The sequence below is a fragment of the Mycobacterium sp. E3247 genome (assembly GCF_001667785.1).
Taxonomy (GTDB): Bacteria; Actinomycetota; Actinomycetes; order Mycobacteriales; family Mycobacteriaceae; genus Mycobacterium.
Window position 1 is genome coordinate 1 of record NZ_LZJG01000411.1, and the last position, 800, is coordinate 800.

Sequence of the window (800 nt, forward strand, 5' to 3'; positions counted from 1 at the left end):
CGCGTTTCTCGCACTGCTCCTATTCTTCGACCAACAGATGCGGATTTCGTCCGTTTGGCAAGGAGACGAAATGAGGATTCGTTTCATTGTTTCGGCGCTCGGGGCTGTAGTGGTCGCGTTGGCGGTTGGGTGTGGCGGCGGGCAGGGCGGCGGCCACAACGCCACCTCGGTCGCACCCTCGCCGACGCCATCGATTCGCTGATCTTGGCGCCAGACCTGATTAACGAGATTGTCGGTGCGAAACTAAACTGGGCGTCCAAACCTCCGCCCGGCGCGACCTCCCCGCCCGTGGCCGCCTTCGTCGACGAGGGTAACCCGCAGTGCGAGCCGCTGATCGCGCCGGACACGTACTCGGTGGGGGTGGCTTACACCGCGTGGCGGAGCAATCTCTACAAAGAGGACAAGGACACGTACGAGCATGCGGTCCGTCAAGCCGTTGCGACGGTTGTCGATTCCAAAGCAGCGACGGTGTTGCTTGGCGACGCTTTTGCCAAGCGTCTCGATGCGTGCAGCAATGCCGTCATCCACCTGAGCGGCAAATATCGATGGAGATTCCAGAAGACCGACGCGACCGATACGGGAGTGCGGTGGACGGGAACGGAACTGGAGGACGGGCAGATCACCGGCTGGGTCTGCGCCAGCGAGGCGCGGGCAAAGAACAATGTGGTGATCTACGCGCAGGTGTGCCAATGGGGCAACGGCGCTCCGGCCGCAGCGACGATCCTGGACAAGATGTCGGAGAAGATCCCCGGATAGACCCGGGAGAATCGGAATACTTTGTGCAGGATCCGGGAGGAGTA

2 protein-coding genes are annotated in these 800 nt (G+C 61.9%); both read left to right on the forward strand.

Annotated elements, in window-relative coordinates; genetic code table 11:
• Nucleotides 1-202: hypothetical protein (locus tag A9X04_RS31685; RefSeq protein ID WP_369828931.1), on the forward strand; the 202-nt coding region annotated here is incomplete at its 5' end.
• Nucleotides 130-756 carry a sensor domain-containing protein gene (locus A9X04_RS21510; RefSeq protein ID WP_067924768.1) on the forward strand — a complete coding sequence of 209 codons (627 nt, stop codon included), beginning with the start codon at nucleotides 130-132 and terminating at the stop codon, nucleotides 754-756. The genes A9X04_RS31685 and A9X04_RS21510, both read left to right, overlap by 73 nt.
• The last annotated feature ends 44 nt before the right edge of the window (nucleotides 757-800 follow it).